The sequence below is a fragment of the Corynebacterium glaucum genome (assembly GCF_002287505.1).
Taxonomy (GTDB): Bacteria; Actinomycetota; Actinomycetes; order Mycobacteriales; family Mycobacteriaceae; genus Corynebacterium; species Corynebacterium glaucum.
The window spans coordinates 1709572-1727822 of record NZ_CP019688.1 but is presented as its reverse complement, the minus strand read 5'-3'; the positions used below and the strand labels follow the sequence as shown (position 1 = coordinate 1727822).

The following is an 18251-nucleotide window of genomic DNA, read 5'->3' as shown; positions in this document are numbered from 1 at the left end:
CATGGCAGTACACAACTCCAACACAATGACGCTGCCGCGCACTCGCACGGCCCCGGCACCGGCCCCGGGTCGCGCACCCGCGCGGCCTGGGGTGCGTCCCCACGTCCCGCACGGCAAATCTCGCGGTCGCCTCGGCTCGCAGCAGGTTGTCTCGGTCCGCGGTCGCCGCGTTGCAGCCCCGGTCAAACCGAAGCACCCGATCTTCGCCGTTGGCGGTATCGCCCTGACCATTCTCGCGATCGGTGTGGCAGTGGCGATGGTGCTTTCGGGCGTGTCCACCACGCAGACCTTCACTATCCAGCAGCTCCAGTCGAAGGAGCGGATGCTGCAAAACGAGGTCGAGTCGCTTAACCGTGATCTGGAGGATCTGCGCTCGTCTGCCGAAATTGCGCAGCGTGCCGCAGACGCAGGCATGGTCGTTGCGGCCCAGCCGGGCATCATGGAAGTCACTGCCGACGGGGCGCTCGAACAGCGCCGCGAACCGAATCCGGAAGCGGTTGCGCCAGTGGTTGACGTCAATGGTGCCCCGACCCGTGCAGATCGTGCGACCTCCAACCGCCGGGCGGTCGACGAGGTCGCGGACAACCTCACCCAAGTCCCGGGCGGCAACGTCTTGGGAGAGGAACATTCACGCGCCGAGGCTCCGGCCAACGTCCCCGATACCGCTGGTCCGCACCTCGACAACGTGGCGCCCTACCAGCCGAACGTTCCCACCGCGTTCTAGCGTGTGGCGCACGCTGGAACCGACCGTCAACGTGCAGTATGGGGGGGTCGATACAACTAGTGCAAGGTAGGTGACACACGCTCGTGGTCAGGCCGGCTGAGCCAAACAACCGCATTCGAAAGCGCGAGACTGCGAATGTACCGGTGCGTCAATCCCAAATCACCAACCGCCGGTCGTCCTGGTTCGCGGTCGCTTTCCTTGTACTCGCCGCTGTGCTGATCGGGCGCCTTTTCTGGGTCCAGGTGGTGTGGGGGCCAGAACTCCGCGAGCAAGCGCAGGCTCAGCGCGCACGCGTCTACACCGAGCCTGCGCGCCGAGGCGAAATCGTAGATCGCGAGGGCAACCAGCTCGCTTACACGATGCAGGCGCGATCGCTTACCGTCTCCCCAGTCACGCTGCGCAACGAGATCCGCCAGCAGCAGGAGCTACAAATGCGTGTCGACGGGCTGTCTCGGGACTCCATCGACGCCCAGATCGACGCTCGTGTGGAAGACGTGCTTCGAACCATGGCCAACGAGATCCCCAGCATGATTGGGGATGGCGTGGTTGAGGAGGACGCTGCGTCGTCAAGCGAAAGCTCCAACCGCAAGGTGGGCGACGTGAGCTCTCGAGAAATTCTGGACAAGCTGCATGCTGACTCCGACTATGAGGTGCTGGTGCGAAACGTCGACCCGGACGTGGCGGCGACCATTGCGCAGACGTTCCACGGGGTAGCGGCAGATCACCAAGATATCCGCCAGTACCCGAACGGGGCGATCGGCGAGAACGTCCTGGGCAGGGTCTCCATGGACGGCCACGGGCAGTTCGGCCTGGAGGCGTCGGGTGATTCGATGCTCACGGGCATTAACGGAAGCTCCCGCGAGGACGTCTCCGGCGACGGCCAGGCGATTCCCGGCACGCTGCGCGATGTGGTGCCCGCGGTGGATGGGTCGCGCGTCGAGCTGACCATCGATCTGGATCTGCAGACGTACGTGCAGCAGACGTTGGAGCAGGCGAAGGAGAACTCGCAGGCGCTTGACGCGCAGGCGGTGGTGCTTGACGCGCGAACCGGTGAGGTGCTGGCAATGGCGAACACGGGCACGATCGACCCGAACGGCGACCTGGAAAAGCAGCTCTCCGAAGGCCGCGATTTTGAGAACGACTCGATCTCCCACCCCTTCGAACCGGGTTCTGTGGCGAAGGTGATCACCGCGGCCGCCGCGATCGAAGAGGGGCTGACCGATCCGTTCGAAGTGCATCAGGTGCCCGGCTCCATCGATATGGCGGGCGTGACCGTCTCGGACGCGTGGCCGCACGGTGTCGTGCCGTACACCACTGCAGGTATCTTCGGAAAGTCTTCCAACGTGGGCACCTTGCAGCTTGCGCAGCGGCTGGGGGAGGAACGCTACTGGGACTACCTGCAGCGCTTCGGCCTGGGCCAGACGACCGGCATTGAGCTGCCGAACGAGACTGCTGGCCTATTGCCGGTTCGCGAGCAGTGGTCCGGCGGCACCTTTGCCAACCTGCCGATTGGCCAGGGCATGAGCTGGTCCGCGCTGCAGATGGCGAGCGTTTACCAAGCGCTTGCCAACGGCGGCGAGCGCATCGAGCCACGCGTGATTTCCCGTGTCATCGGCCCGGACGGCCAAGAGGTGGACCAACCCAAGCCTGAGCACACCCGTGTGGTCAGTGAAGAAACCGCGCACACTGTGGTGGACATGTTCCGCTCCGTCTTCCAGTCCGATCCGGCGGGCGTACAGTCGGGTACCGCGGGTGGCAACGAGCTTGAGGGCTACCAGCTCGCGGGCAAGACCGGCACCGCACAAAAGGTGAATTCGGAGACCGGGGCGTACTCGCAGCACCAATTCTGGATCACCTTCGCCGGCATCGCGCCTGCGGACGATCCGCGTTTTGTCGTGGCAGTCATGCTCGACGAACCAAAGCGCGGTCCGCTCGAAGGGGGTGCCGGCGGTCAGTCCGCTGCGCCGGTGTTCACGCAGATCGCAAACTGGCTGCTCAACCGCGAGAACGTCCCCCCGTCTCCCCCCGCTGATCCCTATATTCTGCAAGCGGACTAGACATTAAATTACAACTGTTTAGGAAATGGCTAAGAGCAGTGGGAGAGAAGGAGGCGTACCTATGACCAATTTGCACCACCCGGGTGACGGGCCAACGCTGCGACGTCTCGCAGAAATCGCAGGTGCCAGGGTTGTGAACGCGCCTGCCGAGGAGATAGTGGTGCCTTCAATCAGTCTCGATTCGCAGGCGCTCGAGCCCGGCGGCATGTTCGCTGCGCTACCCGGCACTCGCGTCCACGGAGCAACTTTTGCTGCCGGTGCTGCGGCCGGGGCCATCCTCACCGACGACGAGGGCTTTGCCATTATCGACGGCACCGACAACCGCCGTCCTGTCCTCATCGTCGATGATGTGCGTGCCGTGCTCGGCGCGGTGTCGGCCGAGATCTACGGGCACCCTTCCGAGCGAATGACGCTGATCGGCGTGACCGGCACCTCGGGCAAAACCACCACCACGTATCTGCTCGAGCGCGGTTTAACCGCCGCAGGGTGCAAGGTGGGGTTGATTGGCACCACCGGCACAAAGATCAACGGGGTGGACGTGCGCACTTCGTTGACCACGCCGGAGGCGCCAACCTTGCAGGCGCTGTTTGCCCGCATGGTGCGCGAAGGGGTCACGCACGTGGTGATGGAGGTGTCCTCCCACGCACTGGTGCTGGGCAGAGTCGGCGGGACCCAGTTCGATGTCGCTGGATTCACTAACCTTTCCCAAGATCACCTTGATTTCCACCCGACGATGGAGGAGTACTTCTCCGCAAAGGCGATGTTCTTCGACCCTGCCTCACCGCTTGCGGCGCGGCGCGCCGTGGTGTGCGTGGATGATGAGTGGGGCGAAAAGATGGCGCAGGTGGCTGAGCGCCCGGTGCGGGTGGGCACCCGCGGCCAGGCCGACCTCGACGTGTCCGCGCAGCAGCTCGCCGTTGAAGACACGGGTGCGCAGGAAATCGCGATAGAGCTCCGCGGCACGCGCCATACGTTCCGGCTGCCCATGCCTGGCGCGTTCAATGTGGCAAACGCGGCGCTGGCTGTCGCCCTTGCCGACGCGGTGGGTGTCAAGGCTGGTGAGTTCATTGCCGGGCTCGAAGCGGCCTCCGTGCCGGGGCGTATGGAGCGCATCGACTGCGGGCAAGACTTCGTCGCCGTTGTGGACTACGCCCACAAACCCGCAGCCGTGGCGGCAGTCTTGGACACTTTGCGCGGCCAGGTGCAGGGGCGCGTCGCTGTCGCAGTCGGCGCGGGAGGCGACCGCGATGCGTCGAAACGCGCACTCATGGGTGCGGAGGCTGCGCGACGAGCCGAGCTGGTGATTGTTACAGATGACAATCCGCGCACCGAAGATCCGGCGACGATCCGCGCCGCTGTCCTAGCCGGCGCCCGAGAGGCAGCCGAGCCGGGCACCGAAGTGCGGGAGGTCGGGGATCGCAGAAATGCCATCGAACAGCTCGTAGCTTGGGCCAGGCCCGGCGACGCGGTGATCGTGGTTGGCAAAGGGCATGAGGTCGGCCAAATTATCGGCGATACCACGCACCACTTCGACGACAGGGAAGAAATGCGCCGCGCACTCACAGGCGGCGGGGAGTAAGGGAATGATTACGCTTTCATTGCAGCAGATCGCCGACGTTACCGGCGGCGTCGTGAGCCCGGAGGCCGACCCCGGCGCGCTGGTGACTAGCTTCGTCGAGTTCGACTCCCGCAAAATCACCCCAGGCGGACTTTTTATCGCGCTGCCTGGCACGCGAGTTGATGGCCACGACTTCGTTGCTAAAGCTGTGGAGCAAGGTGCAACTGCAGCGCTTGTTACTCGTGAGGTGGGGGAGCCTGCCATCGTGGTCCCAAAAACCGAGCCACGGGAAGGCGACAACTCTGATCTCGCCGCGAACGACCCAGACGGCTCCGCAGCTGGTGTCGTGGAGGGCATGTCCAAACTGGCGGCTCACGTTGCCCGCGAGCTCGTGGCCCACCACGGCCTGCGCATCACGGGCGTGACCGGCTCGGCGGGCAAGACTTCGACCAAGGATCTGATTGCCGCGGTGCTTTCTCGCAGCGGTGAGACGGTGGCGCCTCCGGGGTCGTTCAACAACGAGCTCGGCCACCCGTACACGGTGCTGCGTTGCACCGAGGACACGAAGTTCCTCGTTGCGGAGCTGTCCGCCCGCGGCATCGGCCACATCGCGCACTTGGCAGAGATTGCGCCGCCGCAGGTGGGTGTTGTGCTGAACGTTGGCTCGGCGCACATCGGTGAATTCGGCTCGCGAGAAAACATTGCGCGCGCGAAGGGTGAGCTCGTTGAGGCGCTGCCTGCCGCCGCCGACGGGGGAGTGGCCGTGCTCAACGCGGACGACGAGCTCGTTTCCGCGATGGCCTCGCGCACCCAAGCCCGCGTGGTCACTTTCTCAGCGGCAGGCGCCCAGGCGGATTACTACGCCACCGACGTCGAACTCGATGAGCTGGCCCGCGCCACCTTCACGCTGCACAGCCCGGCCAACCCGCCGCAGCGCGTGCGCCTGAACGTCTTCGGTGTGCACCAAGTTTCCAACGCGCTCGCCGCCGCAGCGGTGGGCATGGAGTGCGGCATCGCTGCACCCGAAGTCGCAGACGCGCTGAGCAGCGCCCACTCCGTATCCGTCGCGCGTATGGACGTGAACACTCGCCCAGACGGCGTCACCGTCATCAACGACGCGTATAACGCGAACCCCGAATCCATGCGCGCCGCTATCGCCGCGCTCGGGTTCACCGCAGCCGCACGCCCGGGTGCGCGCGCAATCGCCGTCCTCGGTGAAATGGGGGAGCTGGGACAGGATTCGGTCGCCGCGCACGCATCGCTTGCCGACGAACTTTCGCGCTACCGGGTCACCCACCTTGTGACGGTTGGCTTCAACGATGCCACAGAAGCGCTGGCGACTTGCGCCCGCGAGCACGGCATTGAAACTACTGAGGTGGAGGATGCCGAAGCGGCTGCCGGTGTCGTCGATAAGCTTGTGGCGTCTGCTCCCGCTGGCATTGACGGCTGGCACACCCGCGAGCACCGCGATGTTGTGCTGGTCAAGGCATCAAACGCGCTGGGTCTGTGGGCAGTGGCTGAACGGTTGCTGCCAGGGCATACCCTTGATGGCGACAAAGCTTAAAAGGACACCACATGATTCAGCTCATCATCGCAGGAATTGTTAGCTTCCTCGTTGCCATCTTCACCACCCCGCTGCTGATCCGGTACTTCCATCACCGCGAAATGGGCCAGGAGATCCGCGAGGACGGGCCCAAGTGGCACGCCAGCAAACGCGGCACGCCGACCATGGGCGGCATCGCCATCTTGCTCGGCATCACCGCGGGCTACTTCTTCAGCGGGTTGTACGCCGTGTTCAGCGGTCACGAAAGTTTCACCGCGTCCGGATTGATCGTGCTGGGGCTGACACTGTCGCTCGGCCTGGTGGGTTTTGCCGATGACGGCATCAAGATCTTCTTCAAACGCAACCTGGGTCTGAATAAGACGGCGAAATTGCTCGCGCAGCTCGCGATCGCGCTGATCTTCGGCCTGCTTATCCTGCAGTTCCCGGACCAGAACGGTCTCACACCTGGGTCGACGTTTTTGAGCTTCGCCCGCGACATCGAGACGATCGACATCGCCGCCGGCGGCGGCATCATAGGCACGACCCTCTTCCTCGTCTTCAGCTACATCCTGCTCGCGGCCTGGTCCAACGCCGTGAACCTCACCGACGGCCTCGACGGACTTGCGGCCGGCACCACCGCGCTGGTCATGGCCGCATACACCTTCATCACGTTCTGGCAGTTCCGTAACTCCTGCGCCGCGGGCGCCGCCCCGGGCTGCTACTCGGTGCGCGACCCGCTCGATTTGGCTGTGCTTGCGGTCTCCGGTCTCGGTGCCAGCATCGGGTTCCTGTGGTGGAACGCTGCACCCGCCAAGATCTTCATGGGCGACACCGGCTCGCTCGCCCTGGGCGGCCTCGTCGCCGGCCTCTCCGTCTGCTCGCGCACGGAGCTGCTGATGATCATCGTCGGCGCGCTGTTTGTCTGCGAGGCCGCCTCCGTGGTCATCCAAGTCGTCTCCTTCAAGTCCACCGGCAAGCGCGTCTTCCGCATGGCCCCGTTCCACCACCACTTTGAGCGCGGCGGCTGGCCCGAAACCACGGTGGTCATCCGTTTCTGGCTCATCGCCGGCATGTCGGTGGCGCTCGGCACCGCCGCGTTCTACAGCGAGTGGCTCGGTCAAGTCGGGGTGCACCTGTGAGCCTGCCGGCAGCATTCGAGCGCGGCGTCATCGTCGCCGGCGCTGGCGTTTCCGGTACCGGCGTTGCCAAGCTCTTCCGCCAACTCGACGTCCCCGTCCTCATTGCCGACGACAACGCCACCGGCGAGGGTATCGTCACCACAGCCGAAGCCCGAAACCACTTTGCAGAGGTCGGTACGGTTGTCACATCTCCAGGTTGGCGCCCGAATTCACCATTGCTTGTCGACGCCTCGTTTGCCCGCCTCGAAGTACTCGGAGACGTCGAAGCCTGCTTTCGCCTCGACCGCGCAGGGATCTTCGGCCCGCCGCGGGACTGGCTGGTGGTCACCGGCACCAACGGTAAAACCACCACCACCGGCATGCTGGCCGCGATGATGCACCAGCTCGGCGAAGACACCGGCAAACGTGCGCAGGCCTGCGGAAACATCGGCCTTGCGGTCGCAGACGCTCTCACCGCACCCGAGCGCGTCGACGTCCTGGTCGCGGAGCTGTCGAGCTTCCAGCTCTTCTGGTCGCCGCAGCTCGTCCCGGACGCCGGGGTCCTGCTCAACTTGGCCGACGACCACATCGACTGGCACGGCAGCTTTGAGCACTACGCCACCGCCAAGGCCCGGGTGCTCACAGCACCCCACGCTGTCGCAGGTATCGACGACTCGCACGTGCGAGACCTCGTCGCCCGCACCGGCCGCGAGGACATCATCGGCTTCACCCTCGGCGCACCTGCGCCGGGCCAGCTCGGCGTGGTGGATGGCCGGTTGGTGGATAACCGCAGCGGCCGTCTCACTGACCTCGCCTCCGCGGACGGCATCGAACCCGCTGGCGCGGCGGGAATCCTCGACGCACTTGCAGCCTCCGCGGTGGCGCTTACCCAAGGCGCGCGGCCGGAGCACATCCAGACCGCACTGCAGGAGTACCGCGTAGAGGGCCACCGGGGCGCGATCGTGCACTCGGCGGGCGGAGTGGACTTCGTCGACAACTCCAAAGCCACCAACCCGCACGCCGCGGATTCCGCGCTCACCGGGGCAGGCAGCGTCGTCTGGGTGGCCGGTGGCCAGCTCAAGGGTGCCGCCGTGGATGAGCTCATCGCCGCTCACGCCGACCAGTTCCGCGCCGTCGCGCTTTTGGGCACAGACCGCGAAATCTTGCGTGAAGCCCTCTCCCGCCTCGCCCCTGAGGTCCCGGTGTTTGTCACAGACTCCACCGACCCGGAAGAAGCAATGGACGAAGTTATCGCCTATGCCGCAACCGTCGTAAAGCCTGGCGACACTGTGCTGCTCGCGCCGGCTGCTGCAAGCCTCGACATGTATTCGGGAATGTCTGCGCGTGGCGACGCGTTTGCCGCTGCCGCAATGAGACACTACTAAGCATCAAGTAGAGCTTTAGACCCCGACCGAGAGGCGTGATGCACCTATGACGGTCCGCGGCACCCGTCGTCCAGCCCCGAGCGCTGCGCGCAAGCCCGCCAAACCACAGCCACAGCCAGCGCCGCAGCAACCGCGCCGTGCACCCGAGTCCGGCATCGCGCGCGCCACGCAGAAGCTACACCAGGCAATGGAGGCGCGTCCGCTGCTCGACTACACCATGGTGCGCACCATCGTGCTCATCCTCGCCGGCCTCGGCATCGTCATGGTGATGAGTTCTTCGATGGCGACCTCGTTTGCCGCGTCTTCGTCCGTGTGGTCGCTGGCGATCCGTCAAACGGTGATGGTCGCCTTCGGCCTGATCGCGTTCTGGTGCGCCCTGAAGACCCCGCCCGAACGGCTGCGGCGCTGGTCCAGCTGGATCATGCTCGGCGCCGTGCTTCTGCTGATCGCCGTGCTGATCCCGGGCATCGGTACCGGTCGCGCAGAGGTTGGTTCGCAGTCGTGGATTGTCATGGGACCGCTGCGCCTGCAGCCTTCTGAGGTGGCACGCGTAGCCATCGCGATCTGGGGCGCCCAGGTGCTTGCCGGCCGCGACCCGAAGCGCCTCTTCCAAGCCAACAACGGCTTCCCGCTGTTCCTCTCCGTCGCAGCACTGTGCATCCTGCTCATCGCAGCCCAGGGTGACCTCGGCATGGCCGTGTCCTTCGCCGTCGTCGTGGCACTCATCCTGCTGTTCGCAGGGGTGTCCTGGAAAGCCGTCGGGCTCGCGGCGTTCGGCGGCGCCTTGGTGCTGGTCTACGAGTTTTTCTCGGGAGGCTTCCGATCCGACCGCTTCACCGTCTACTTCGACGCATTCTTCGGCCGGTTCCACGACACCCGCGGCGTGGCCTTCCAGTCGCACCAGGGCTTCCTTTCGCTTGCCGACGGCTCCGTGTTCGGCGTAGGCCTCGGACAATCCCGCGCGAAGTGGTTCTACCTGCCTGAAGCACGCAACGACTTCATCTTCGCCGTCATCGGCGAGGAGCTCGGCCTGTGGGGCGGCGCGCTGGTCATCATCCTCTTCGCGCTGCTCGCTTACTTCGGGCTGCGCACCGCGCGCCGAGCGCAGAACCAGTTCCAGTCCCTGATGGCGGCGGCACTGGCGGCCGGCGTGGTTTCGCAGGCGTTCATCAACATCGGCTACGTGATCGGACTGCTGCCGGTGACCGGTATCCAGCTGCCGATGCTTTCCGCCGGCGGCACCTCCGCGATCATCACCTTGGCCGGCATGGGTGTGCTCGCCTCGGTGGCGCGCCACGAGCCGGATGCCATCTCCGCAATGCAGAACTACGGCCGTCCCGCCTTCGACCGGGTACTTGGAATCGGGGAACCGCAGGCACCGTCGCAAAGCCGCAACGCGAGCCAGCGCCCGCGCCGCAGTGCCGCCGACCCGGGCCGCTCTGCCGGAACCGCGCGTCCCGCCCGGCCTGTTCGCCCCAGCCGCCCCGGCCGTACCGTGGCCGATGCTGAGCGCGAGGCCCGCTTCGGTACCCCGGTCACCGGGAGCCGCTCGAGCCGCCGCGAGCCCCCGCGTTACGATGACATGCGCAGAGCCAGCTAGCGAAGTAAGGGGCAAGTGAAACATGGCACCAAGCGTTGTTGTCGCAGGTGGCGGCACCGCAGGACACATCGAACCGGCGTTGGCGGTAGGTGAAGTCCTCCGCGACGCCCATAACGCGAACGTTGTGGCGCTGGGCACCGAACGCGGTCTAGAGACCTCCATCGTGCCGGCCCGCGGCTTCGAACTACGGCTGATCGACCCGGTGCCCATCCCGCGCTCCAAGCCGTGGCTACTCGCGGGCGTGCCGTTCAAGCTGAACAAGTCGGTGAGCCAGACGCGCCGGATCCTCAAAGACACCGGTGCGCAGGCGGTCTTTGGTACCGGCGGCTACGTCGCAGCTCCGGCGTATCTCGCCGCGCGCTCGCTCGGCATCCCGTTCTACGTGCTGGAGACCAACGCGCTTGCCGGCATGGCGAACAAGCTCGGCGTGCGCCTCGGTGGCACCGGCTTCAACGCCGTGGCGAACTCCGGCATGCCCGGTGACGTGGTCGGCATTCCGGTGCGTCCCGGTGTGGGCGTCGACCCCGACGGCGCGAAGGCCGAGCGCGGCCTGAAGATGTGGAACCTCGATCCGGACCGTAAGACCTTGCTGGTCACCGGTGGTTCGCAGGGCGCGGTGCGCATCAACGAGGCGCTCGCCGGCGCCGTAGAGCGCCTTGTCGCAGATGGCTTCCAGATCCTGCACGCCTACGGGCGCAAGAACGACGCGCCCGCCGCGCACGAGCACTACACGGCGGTGCCGTACATCGATGACATGGAGGCCGCGTACGCAGTCGCCGACATGGTGGTGTGCCGCTCCGGCGCCATGACTGTCGCTGAAAACTCCGCCGCCAGCCTGCCCGCGGTCTACGTCCCGCTGCCGCACGGCAACGGTGAGCAGGGGCTCAACTCGGCGCACCTCGTGTCCGCCGGGGCCGCAGTGCGTATCGACGACGCCGCGTTGACGCCGGAGTCGTTGTACACCGCGGTCAGCGAGATCCTTGGCGACGACACCCGCCTCGCCGACATGCGCGCAGCCCTGGCCCAGTCCGGTGCAGGCAACGTCGCGGAAGACCTCGCCGCTCGGATCATCCACGACATCGCAAGTAACACCGATCAAGCAGTGGGGAGCAAGTAGATGTACGACCTGTCTCGTGTCCACCTCATCGGCATCGGCGGTGCCGGTATGTCCGGTGTCGCCCACATCCTGCTGGACCGCGGCGCGGTGGTTACCGGCTCCGATGTGAAAGACTCCCGCCCGGTGCGTGCGCTGCGCAGCCAGGGCGCGACGATTGCGATCGGCCACGCGCCGGAGAACCTCGAACTCGCCGGCGAGCTGCCCACCGTCGTGGTGACCAGCTTCGCCGCGATCCCGAAAGACAACCCGGAGCTGCTCCGCGCCGCGGAGGCTTCCATTCCGGTGATTCGCCGCTCGGATCTGCTCGGCGAACTCATGGAGGGCTACACCCAGGTGCTCCTCGCTGGCACTCACGGCAAGACCTCGACCACCTCAATGGCAGTTGTGGCGCTGCAGGCGGCCGGGGCAGATCCGTCCTTCGCTATCGGGGGCCAGCTCAACCGCGCCGGCACCAACGCCCACCACGGCGCGGGCGATGTCTTTGTCGCAGAGGCCGACGAATCTGACGCTTCCTTGCTGCGCTACAAGCCTGATATTGCCGTGATCACCAACATTGAGCCGGACCATCTCGACTATTTCGGCACCCGCGAAGCGTATTTCAAGGTCTTCGACGACTTCGCTGACCGCGTCACGGACGAGGGAGCGCTCGTGGTGTGCCTGGACGACGACAATGCAGCGGCGTGCGGTGAACGCGCAGCGGCGCGCGGCATCACGGTCAAGGGATACGGCACGGCAGAAGCCGCCGCGCGCCACCCGAACCTCACCGCTAGCGCCGTGATCACCGGAGAGGTGCTTGACGGTTCCAACGTCGATGTCACCATAAAGCTCGCAGAATTCGGCACCGTCACCTACACGCTGGGCGTTCCCGGCCGACACATGGTGCTCAACTCCGCGGCGGCGCTGCTCGCAGGCTCGCTTACCGGGGCTGACCCGGTCAAGCTGGCCGGGGGCTTAAGCGACTTCACCGGGGTGCGCCGGCGCTTCGAGTTCAAAGGCCAAGCGCCCGACGGCACCCGCGTCTACGATGATTACGCCCACCACCCAACCGAGGTCGCGGCGGTGCTCACCGCAGCGCGCGAAAAGGCGGTCTCGGAAGGCGACGGCGCCCGCGTGGTGGTGTGCTTCCAGCCGCACCTCTACTCGCGCACCCAGGAGTTTGCCGCCGAATTCGCCGACGCGCTCTCGCTGGCAGATGCAGTGGTCGTCCTCGACATCTTCGGGGCCCGCGAGGCGCCGGTCGAAGGCGTCGACTCGCGCATCATCACGGACCGCATCTCCGACGACTCCGGCACCACCGTCAGCTACGAGCCGGACTTCTCGGTGGCCCCGCGCACCGTTGCCGCGCTGACAAAGCCGGGCGACATCGTCTTCACCATGGGCGCGGGCAATGTCACATTGCTTGCCGACGAAATCCTCTACGCCCTCCAGGAAAGCTAAGCGCGGCCCCATGTCGACGAAAATCAGTGTCCCGCCACCCGAGGAGGCGGAGGAGCGCCAGCCACGGCAGCCTGAGGAGCAGCGCCCGAAGAACCGGCGTCGCACCATCGGCATTGCAGCAGGATGCGTGGCAATCGTTGCCGCCTTGGCCGCGATTGCACCGTTCACCCCGGTCATGGGGGTCAAAGAAGTCACGGTGGAAGGAAACCGCACGCTCTCTGCGGACCAGGTCCGGGATCTGGCGGGCATTGCGCCGGACACTCCGATGGGCCGCGTCGACGTCAACGACGCAGCACACCGCGTCGCCTCCGATCCGTGGATCAAAACCGTGACGGTGGCACGCAACTGGCCGAACACCGTCGACGTCGCGCTTGAGGAGCATGTCGCCGTTGCCTATCTCAAGCAGTCGGATGGCGCGCACCTCATCGACCGCGACGGCAAGGCTTTTCTTGTCGCCGAGCCGCCCGCCGGCGCCGTGGAGCTCGTTGGGGCCCAAGCGGATAACGAGCAAGTCATGGCGGATGCGGTCGACATCGCTTCGTCGATAAGCGATGAAGCTCGCGGCGAGATTGCCGTGATTGAAGTGGGACCCTTTAACCATGTGTTGAAGACGCACGATGGGCGCACGATTTACTGGGGTGCGTCGGAGGACAACCAGAACAAGGCATACGCGCTCGAGGCGGTGTTGCAGATGGAGGGCAGGGAGTTCAACATCACCAACCCGCAGCTGGTCACGTCGAAGTAGGGCAGCGTTAAACGGCAGCAAAACCCCTGGTCACAACCCTAAAGTAGAGGTTGAGGGTTGTGACACGCCGACCCAGAACACGAAAAAACTCGCCTCGTCCCTAAAGATGGGAAGCACTGCAAAACCCATCCACTTTGAAAGGCGAGATCCACCACCATGACCTCTCCAGCCAACTACCTCGCCATGATCCGCGTTGTCGGTGTCGGCGGCGGCGGCGTCAACGCCGTGAACCGCATGATCGAGGAAGGTCTCAAGGGCGTCGAGTTCGTTGCCATCAACACCGACTCGCAGGCGTTGCTGTTCACCGACGCTGATACCAAGCTCGACATCGGCCGAGAGGCCACCCGCGGACTCGGAGCCGGCGCGAACCCGGAGGTTGGCCGGACGTCCGCGGAGGACCATAAGCAGGAGATTGAGGAGTCGTTGAAGGGCTCCGACATGGTCTTCGTTACCGCCGGCGAGGGTGGCGGCACGGGTACGGGCGCGGCGCCGGTGGTGGCCGGCATCGCCAAGAAGATGGGTGCGCTGACCATCGGCGTGGTTACCCGCCCGTTCACCTTCGAGGGCAAGCGCCGCACCCGTCAGGCGATGGAGGGCATCGAGAACCTCAAGGAGGTTTGCGACACCGTCATCGTCATCCCGAACGATCGCCTACTGCAGCTTGGCGACGCCGACTTGTCAATGATGGACGCGTTCCGCGCCGCAGATGAGGTGCTGCACAACGGTGTCCAGGGCATCACCAACTTGATCACCACCCCGGGCGTGATCAACGTGGACTTCGCGGACGTGCGCTCCGTCATGGCCGACGCTGGCTCCGCGCTCATGGGTGTGGGCTCCTCACGCGGCGACAACCGCGTCACCACCGCTACCGAGCAGGCGATCAACTCGCCGCTGCTCGAGTCCACCATGGAAGGCGCGAAGGGCGTCCTGCTCTCCATCGCCGGCGGCTCGGACCTGGGCATCAACGAGGTCAACACCGCGGCCACCATCGTCGCCGAAAAGGCCGACGAGGATGCCAACATCATCTTCGGCACCATTATCGACGACAACCTGGGCGACGAGGTCCGCGTCACCATCATTGCCACCGGCTTCGACGAGAAGGCCAACAAGCTGCCGGAGCCGAACATGGAATCGGCGGGTTCCACCGTGGTCGAGTCGGAGCACGCTGCTGAGACCGCCACCCCGGCACCCGCACGCGGCTCGTTGTTCGACGATCGCCGCGCCGACAGCGCGACTACCTCGAGCAGCGCCGGCAGCGACAACGGCGGACACCAGGCCCGCCACCGTTCCGACTCTCCGCGCTCGGGAGGCCTATTCACGGATCGCGACGGCCGTGACTCGCGCGAACCCCGCGACACCCGCGACACCCGCGGTTTTGACGACGACTTCGACGTCGACGTGCCTGACTTCATGCGCTAGTTTGGCCCGCATGGCAGATCTTTCCAATCGCCCCGTCCGCATGGTGTTCACTTCCCGTGCCGGCGGGGCGTCGTCGTCCCCGTACGGCTCGTTCAACCTCGGCGATCACGTCGGCGATGACCCGACCCACGTCGCCGCCAACCGCGCCCGCCTCGCGCGCATCCTCGGCCTCAACGCAGCGCAGTTTGTCTGGATGGAGCAGCTCCACACCAACACGGTCACGGTGGTGGACGGCCCGCAGTCCGAACCTGTGGAGGCGACTGACGCCATAGTCACCCGCGAGACCGGCCTTGCCCTCTGCGTCCTCGTCGCCGACTGTGTCCCCGTGTTGCTCGCGGACCACTCCGCGGGCGTAGTCGCCGCCGCGCACGCGGGCCGGCTTGGCGCACGCAACGGCATTGTGAAAAAGACGGTGGAGACCATGCTGGAGCTCGGAGCTACCACTCCCAACATCCAGGTACTGCTCGGACCGGCCGCGGCGGGGGAGACCTACGAGGTCCCCAAAGAGATGGCGCAAGACGTCGAGAAGCATTTGCCCGGTGCTTTGACCACAACCCGCAAGGGAACCACCGGCCTGGACATCCGCGCGGGCCTCGTTCGCCAACTTCTCAGCCTGGGGGTTACCAACGTCGACGCTGATCCGCGCGACACCATTACGGACACCGACTTCTTCTCCTACCGCCGCGAAGGCACCACCGGCCGCCAGTCCGGCGTGATCTGGTTGACGGGGGCAGCATGAGCAGCATGATCGCCGACAACCTTGAGCGTGTTCAGTCCCAGATCCGCGAGGCCGAGCGCGCAGCCGGCCGCGAATCTGGCAGCGTCACCCTCCTGCCGGTCAGCAAATTCCACCCGGTCGAAGCCATTCGCGACGTCGCGGCGCACGGCATCACCATGGTGGGAGAAAACCGCGAGCAGGAGGCAAGGGAGAAAGCAGAAAAGCTTGACGACGCCTGCGGGATCGCCATGATCGGCCAGATCCAGTCCAAGAAAGCGAACTCGGTCGCACGCTGGGCTTCCGAGGTGCACTCTTTGGACTCCGTCAAGCTCGCGAACGGCCTCGACCGCGGCATGTCGCTCGCGCTGGAGCGCGGCGACCGCACGAGCGACACCCTGCCGTGCCTCATTCAAGTCTCCGCCGACGGCGACACCTCTCGCGGCGGCATCACCCGCGAGAGTCTCGACGAACTCGTTGCCGCCACCGAGGGCGCAGCGCACCTCCGTCTCAAAGGTTTCATGGTTGTCCCACCGCTGGACGCTGAGCCCCGCGCGGTGTTCGAAGAGCTTCGCTCGCTTACCGACGAATACTCCGAACGCGTCGGCCGAAACCTCGTGCTGTCGGCTGGTATGAGCGGTGATTTCGAGACGGCAATTGCATGCGGATCCGACATCGTGCGTGTCGGTACTGCGGTGTTCGGCCCGCGCCCCGTAGTCTGAGCGAAACGCGAGCACTTGCCCAATACACCCCAGCTAGGAGCATCAAATGTCCTTCATTGGCAGCGCAAAAGAGTTCTTCGGTTTCGGCCCGTACGACGAGGTTGAGGACACCTACTACGACGAGCGGAGCTACCGCGAGCCGCGCGCCGAGCAGGTACCGCAGACGTCCCGCTCCGCCCACTCTGCTCACTCCGCCCACTCTGCCCACTCCGCTCAGCGCGGCGCAAGCTACACCGCCTACGAGTCCCGCTCCTTCACCCCGGAGATTGTCAGCACCGCACCGCGTTCCTACAACGATGCCAAGGAGATCGGCGAGCCGTTCCGGGATGGCGACGCCGTGATCATGGATCTCACCGATCTCGACACCGCTGATGCCAAGCGCGTCGTCGACTTTGCCGCTGGCCTGTGCTTCGCACTGCGTGGCAGCATGCTCAACCTGGCTCGTAATACCGGCTCGCGTCGCCGCGTGTTCGCGATCGTGCCGGAGAACGCTCGCATCACCACCGACGAGCTCAAGCGCGCGGCCCGCCTCGCCTAGTTGGCGCGATACCGCGCAAGGGGGCGCGGTAGGTAGGGTTGGTAGCCGTGGCATTCGTAGGAGCAATTCTTTACGCCTTGGTGGGCTTGTACTCGCTCGTGGTGGTCATCCGCATCATCATCGAGATGATTCAGGGGTTTTCCAAGCAGTTTGATCCACCGTCGTGGTTCTTCGTTGTGGCTGAGCCACTTTTCGTGATCACTGATCCACCTGTCAAGGCCCTTCGCCGCATGATTCCACCGCTTCAGGCGGGCGGGGGGATTGGGATCGATATCAGCGTAATTGTGCTGTTCATCGTGCTAATGATCATCCAAATGCTCATCAATGGGCTGTTGATCATGCCAGGTATCCGGGCATAAAGTTCAATGTCTGGTGTAGATTCAGGGTATAAATAATTCTTGAACCGAATTCTTAACCGAAGGGAACGCTCATGCCGCTGACACCCGCAGACGTGCACAATGTAGCTTTCAGCAAGCCGCCAATCGGGAAGCGTGGCTATAACGAGGACGAGGTCGACCAGTTCCTCGACCTAGTAGAGGACACGCTCGCGCAGCTGCAGGACGAGAACGACGACCTGCGCGCTCGCGTCGAGGAGCTCAGCAACGGCGAGGCATCGTCGGCTGCAGCTACCCCGATCCGCTCTGATGTCGACGAGTCGGCGATCCGACGCGATGTCGAGGAGCGGCTGCGCGCTGATTACGAAGCCCGTTTGCGCCAGGCGAAGGAAGCCCAGGAGCAGGCTGAGTCCCAGGTTGCCGCTGCACGTGACGAGGCGAAGAAGGCGCGTCAGCAGGCGGAGGAAGCGAGGAAGGCCTCGGGCAACTCCAACACCGAGGTGAAGGCCGCTGCGTCGTCGCGAACCGAGGGTACAGCATCAGCGGACACCCACGTGCAGGCCGCTAAGGTGCTTGGTCTCGCGCAGGAGATGGCAGAGCGCCTGACTTCCGACGCACAGGCCGAGGCGCAGAGCATGCTCACCGAGGCGCGCAGCGCCGCCGACAAGCAGCTCACCGAGGCGGACACCAACTCGAAGCGTCAGCTCCAGGATGCGCAGAAGCGCGCGGAGCAGACCACCCGCGACGCCGAGCAGCGCGCAAATCAGACCACCCGCGAGGCCGAGCAGCGCGCCAACACGCTTGTGCTGGATGCCCAGAAGAAGGCTGAGCAGACCACTAGCGATGCCACCTCCCGCGCGGAGGCACAGATCCGCCAGGCGGAGGAGCAGGCGAAGCAGCTCCAGGCTGAGGCAGAGCGCAAGCACACCGAGATCATGAACACGGTGAAGCAGCAGCAGACCGCGCTGGAGAACCGCATCGCAGAGCTGCGCACCTTCGAGCGCGAGTACCGCACCCGTCTGAAGACGATGCTGACCTCCCAGCTCGAGGAGCTGGAGTCCCGCGGCAGCTTCGCACCAAACGAGAAATAGTCCGCTCGACAACTGTGCGCTACGATAAGCGCACACACGCAATGATCCGGCCATCACCGGGGAGCGTTCCGGAAGAACAGCACCACGCTCAGTAGAACCGGACGTATCAGGGAAGACGTCACTTCCTCCACAACGAAGCGGAGCGCG

The 18251-nt window shown here is 65.2% G+C and carries 16 protein-coding genes; all 16 read left to right on the top strand.

What is annotated here, in order from left to right; translation table 11 throughout:
- The first annotated feature begins 1 nt into the window (after window position 1).
- The 16 genes from ftsL to CGLAU_RS08305 all read left to right on the top strand — a co-directional run bounded on the left by ftsL (window position 2) and on the right by CGLAU_RS08305 (window position 18104).
- Window positions 2–724 carry a cell division protein FtsL gene (ftsL, locus tag CGLAU_RS08380; protein WP_095660304.1) on the top strand — a complete coding sequence of 241 codons (723 nt, stop codon included), beginning with the start codon at window positions 2–4 and terminating at the stop codon, window positions 722–724.
- Window positions 725–867: 143 nt separating this feature from the next.
- Entirely contained in the window at window positions 868–2781 is a 1914-nt protein-coding gene (locus tag CGLAU_RS08375) for a peptidoglycan D,D-transpeptidase FtsI family protein (RefSeq protein ID WP_232507262.1), read from the top strand.
- A gap of 61 nt (window positions 2782–2842) precedes the next feature.
- On the top strand, window positions 2843–4360 hold the full coding sequence (locus CGLAU_RS08370; RefSeq protein WP_095660303.1) for a UDP-N-acetylmuramoyl-L-alanyl-D-glutamate--2,6-diaminopimelate ligase: 1518 nt from the start codon (window positions 2843–2845) through the stop codon (window positions 4358–4360).
- A 4-nt stretch (window positions 4361–4364) separates the two neighbouring features.
- Window positions 4365–5903, top strand: coding sequence for a UDP-N-acetylmuramoyl-tripeptide--D-alanyl-D-alanine ligase (locus tag CGLAU_RS08365; RefSeq protein ID WP_095660302.1), 1539 nt, complete (start codon window positions 4365–4367; stop codon window positions 5901–5903).
- Between the two features lie 11 nt (window positions 5904–5914).
- Window positions 5915–7021 carry a phospho-N-acetylmuramoyl-pentapeptide-transferase gene (gene mraY, locus CGLAU_RS08360; protein ID WP_095660301.1) on the top strand — a complete coding sequence of 369 codons (1107 nt, stop codon included), beginning with the start codon at window positions 5915–5917 and terminating at the stop codon, window positions 7019–7021.
- Window positions 7018–8385: a UDP-N-acetylmuramoyl-L-alanine--D-glutamate ligase gene (murD, locus tag CGLAU_RS08355; RefSeq protein WP_095660300.1), complete on the top strand. Its 1368-nt coding sequence runs from the start codon at window positions 7018–7020 to the stop codon at window positions 8383–8385. The genes mraY and murD overlap by 4 nt, the downstream gene beginning before the upstream one ends.
- Before the next feature lie 46 nt (window positions 8386–8431).
- Complete coding sequence (locus CGLAU_RS08350; protein WP_095660299.1) at window positions 8432–9985, top strand: FtsW/RodA/SpoVE family cell cycle protein; 1554 nt, start codon at window positions 8432–8434, stop codon at window positions 9983–9985.
- A 22-nt stretch (window positions 9986–10007) separates the two neighbouring features.
- Complete coding sequence (locus CGLAU_RS08345; protein WP_095660298.1) at window positions 10008–11102, top strand: UDP-N-acetylglucosamine--N-acetylmuramyl-(pentapeptide) pyrophosphoryl-undecaprenol N-acetylglucosamine transferase; 1095 nt, start codon at window positions 10008–10010, stop codon at window positions 11100–11102.
- Window positions 11103–12539, top strand: a complete 1437-nt coding sequence (gene murC, locus CGLAU_RS08340) for a UDP-N-acetylmuramate--L-alanine ligase (protein ID WP_095660297.1) — start codon at window positions 11103–11105, stop codon at window positions 12537–12539.
- 10 nt (window positions 12540–12549) lie between these two features.
- Window positions 12550–13284, top strand: coding sequence for a cell division protein FtsQ/DivIB (locus CGLAU_RS08335; RefSeq protein ID WP_095660296.1), 735 nt, complete (start codon window positions 12550–12552; stop codon window positions 13282–13284).
- Between the two features lie 156 nt (window positions 13285–13440).
- Entirely contained in the window at window positions 13441–14703 is a 1263-nt protein-coding gene (ftsZ, locus tag CGLAU_RS08330) for a cell division protein FtsZ (protein WP_095660295.1), read from the top strand.
- A gap of 10 nt (window positions 14704–14713) precedes the next feature.
- Window positions 14714–15442: a peptidoglycan editing factor PgeF gene (gene pgeF / locus CGLAU_RS08325; RefSeq protein ID WP_095660294.1), complete on the top strand. Its 729-nt coding sequence runs from the start codon at window positions 14714–14716 to the stop codon at window positions 15440–15442.
- Complete coding sequence (locus CGLAU_RS08320; RefSeq protein WP_095660293.1) at window positions 15439–16140, top strand: YggS family pyridoxal phosphate-dependent enzyme; 702 nt, start codon at window positions 15439–15441, stop codon at window positions 16138–16140. The genes pgeF and CGLAU_RS08320 overlap by 4 nt, the downstream gene beginning before the upstream one ends.
- Window positions 16141–16186: 46 nt before the next feature.
- A complete protein-coding gene (locus CGLAU_RS08315; RefSeq protein WP_095660292.1) occupies window positions 16187–16678 on the top strand; it encodes a cell division protein SepF in 492 nt (163 codons plus the stop codon).
- A 47-nt stretch (window positions 16679–16725) separates the two neighbouring features.
- Window positions 16726–17037, top strand: a complete 312-nt coding sequence (locus CGLAU_RS08310) for a YggT family protein (RefSeq protein ID WP_095660291.1) — start codon at window positions 16726–16728, stop codon at window positions 17035–17037.
- Between the two features lie 71 nt (window positions 17038–17108).
- Window positions 17109–18104: a DivIVA domain-containing protein gene (locus CGLAU_RS08305; RefSeq protein WP_095660290.1), complete on the top strand. Its 996-nt coding sequence runs from the start codon at window positions 17109–17111 to the stop codon at window positions 18102–18104.
- Window positions 18105–18251: the final 147 nt, after the last annotated feature.

Excerpts from the sequence above, each read along its gene's own strand:
- ftsL (WP_095660304.1), top strand. The coding sequence starts at position 2 with ATGGCAGTACACAACTCCAACACAATGACGCTGCCGCGCACTCGCACG.
- CGLAU_RS08370 (WP_095660303.1), top strand. The coding sequence starts at position 2,843 with ATGACCAATTTGCACCACCCGGGTGACGGGCCAACGCTGCGACGTCTC.
- CGLAU_RS08365 (WP_095660302.1), top strand. The coding sequence starts at position 4,365 with ATGATTACGCTTTCATTGCAGCAGATCGCCGACGTTACCGGCGGCGTC.
- mraY (WP_095660301.1), top strand. The coding sequence starts at position 5,915 with ATGATTCAGCTCATCATCGCAGGAATTGTTAGCTTCCTCGTTGCCATC.
- CGLAU_RS08350 (WP_095660299.1), top strand. The coding sequence starts at position 8,432 with ATGACGGTCCGCGGCACCCGTCGTCCAGCCCCGAGCGCTGCGCGCAAG.
- CGLAU_RS08345 (WP_095660298.1), top strand. The coding sequence starts at position 10,008 with ATGGCACCAAGCGTTGTTGTCGCAGGTGGCGGCACCGCAGGACACATC.
- murC (WP_095660297.1), top strand. The coding sequence starts at position 11,103 with ATGTACGACCTGTCTCGTGTCCACCTCATCGGCATCGGCGGTGCCGGT.
- CGLAU_RS08335 (WP_095660296.1), top strand. The coding sequence starts at position 12,550 with ATGTCGACGAAAATCAGTGTCCCGCCACCCGAGGAGGCGGAGGAGCGC.
- ftsZ (WP_095660295.1), top strand. The coding sequence starts at position 13,441 with ATGACCTCTCCAGCCAACTACCTCGCCATGATCCGCGTTGTCGGTGTC.
- pgeF (WP_095660294.1), top strand. The coding sequence starts at position 14,714 with ATGGCAGATCTTTCCAATCGCCCCGTCCGCATGGTGTTCACTTCCCGT.
- CGLAU_RS08320 (WP_095660293.1), top strand. The coding sequence starts at position 15,439 with ATGAGCAGCATGATCGCCGACAACCTTGAGCGTGTTCAGTCCCAGATC.
- CGLAU_RS08315 (WP_095660292.1), top strand. The coding sequence starts at position 16,187 with ATGTCCTTCATTGGCAGCGCAAAAGAGTTCTTCGGTTTCGGCCCGTAC.
- CGLAU_RS08305 (WP_095660290.1), top strand. The coding sequence starts at position 17,109 with ATGCCGCTGACACCCGCAGACGTGCACAATGTAGCTTTCAGCAAGCCG.